Below are 1950 nucleotides of genomic sequence, written 5' to 3'. Positions count from 1 at the left end.
CCGACACACTCGGCGACACCGACACACTCGGCGACACCGACACGCTCGGGGAGACCGACACGCTCGGCGACACCGACACGCTCGGCGAGGCCGTCGGGCCGGTGCCGTCCGAGGTGGTGTAGCTGACCGGGGTGTACGCGGCCGAACACGTGCCGCCGCACCCGGCGGGCAGGGCGAACCGGTAGACCCGGCCGCCGTTGACCAGCGTGTCGGCGGCGTCCCGGACCCGGATCTGGAAGTCGGTACCGCCGGACGTGGTGGCCCCGATGACGTACGACTGGCCCATGTCGCTGTTCATGGTGGCGGCCCGCCACGCCCCGTCGGCCAGGTACTCGACGCCGTGGATGCCGTTGGGCAGGTGGGAGACCGCGATGGCCGGCCAGTACCGCTGCGCGCCCTGGAGGAAGCCGATCCGCAGGTCCCCGGTGTAGCTGGGGGCGGGGACGAACGACCAGGAGACGTGCCGGTTGTTCCAGTGGTTCGGGTACAGGTCACCGACCGGCACCCCGTTGCGGGCGAACCGGTTCAGCGACCCGGTGACCAGGTCCAGGTGGTACGGATCGTCCCGGCACCAGGCGTTGCCGTCGCCGCAGGAGTCCGCCACCACCATGGTCAGGGTGGCGCCGTTGTAGCCGTCCGCGACCCAGGAACCGTTGCGGCAGAACGGCTGGCCGGGCGCGCCGTCGTTGATCCCGGTGCACCGGTCGCCGATGGTCACGGTGACGAACCGGCCGCAGTTGAGCCCGTTGTTCCACAGGCCGATCCGGTCCGCCTGCGCCGGGGGCAGCGGCCGGGCCGGGAACGACGAGTAGTCGCCGGGCAGGTTGTACACGTTGAGCGCGACGAAGTCCTGGCTGTCCAGTTCGGACTGCGGCAGGCCGCAGCCGCCGTACGGGGCGCCGAGGCCGTCGAAGTGGGTGGCGTTGCCGGTCACCGGCGCGGGCGGGTCGTCGACCGCGAGCGCGGGCAGTTGTCCGGCGGCGAGCAGTGCGGCCGCGGCGGCGGCCAGCGCGGCCACGAGCCGCAGGCGGGTACGCGAGGTCATGGGGAAAGGCCTTCCGGGCGGGCCGACCCGCGCAGGATCGGCTCGAAGATGGGGTCATGGCTGCCCGTCCATGCCCGGCGTGTGCCCGCGCGCTCATGTCACCACCCGGAGGGAGGACATGTCAACGGCGTCCGGGAAGCCGGTGGCGCAACGCGATCGGGCCGATACATTGAAGTATGGTGCCCGCCCACGGAGGTCGGCCGTCGGAACCGGTCTACCGCCCGGTGCTGGCCGGTCGGCGGGGTGAGCTGGAGGCGCTGGCCCATCTCGACGACGCCCTCGCCCCGCTGCTTGCCCCGGTCATCGACGTCCACGCGGTCGACGCGTGCACCGTGGACCTGCTCGGCCGGCTGCCGGCGGGGCTGCTGCCCGCCGTCGACGTCTCGGCCCTACCGGACGGGCCGGAGAGCGAGCCGGCCCGCTGGGGCGTACCGCTGGTGCCGGTGATCGGGCTCGCGGACGGTGACCGGCGGCTGGTGGCGCACGGGGTGGCGGCGCGGGCCCACGGCCGGGCGGTGGTGCGGTTGCGGACCGGCCGGGACCGGGCCGGCCCGGACGCGACGACCGGGGCGGTGGAGCGGGTGTGGCGCCTGACCCGGCTCCTGCCCGAGCAGTGCGACCTGCTCATCGACGCGGGGGACGTGTGCTGCCCGGCCGACGTCCGGCTGGCCGGGCCCCGGGTACGGCGGCTGGCCGGCTGGGCCCGCCGGCACGCCTGGCGTTCGGTGACGGTGGCCGCCGGCGGGATGCCGCCGGCCGTGACCCGCCTGCCCGCCGACGAGCCGGTCCGGTTGGAGCGCTTCGACTGGCAGCTCTGGCGCGGCCTGGCCGACCTGGACGTCGGTTACGGCGACTACGGGGTGGGCTGCGCGGCGCCGGGCGCCGACGACGTCCCGGGCGACCGG

1 protein-coding gene and 1 pseudogene are annotated in these 1950 nt (G+C 74.8%); one reads left to right on the top strand and one right to left on the bottom strand.

Going from position 1 to position 1950, the window contains the following annotated elements; genetic code table 11:
* The coding region (locus LQ51_RS12215) for an RlpA-like double-psi beta-barrel domain-containing protein (protein ID WP_046565252.1) at nt 1–1045 on the bottom strand (1045 nt) is incomplete at its 3' end.
* 176 nt (nt 1046–1221) lie between these two features.
* Between LQ51_RS12215 and LQ51_RS12210 the strand changes: the two are divergent.
* Nucleotides 1222–1950 (top strand): annotated as a pseudogene (locus LQ51_RS12210) (beta family protein); the annotation flags it as partial.

This window comes from Micromonospora sp. HK10 (assembly GCF_000982955.1).
GTDB lineage: Bacteria > Actinomycetota > Actinomycetes > Mycobacteriales > Micromonosporaceae > Micromonospora.
Note: the sequence above shows the minus strand (reverse complement) of the source record. Positions and strands in the feature narration are given on the sequence as shown.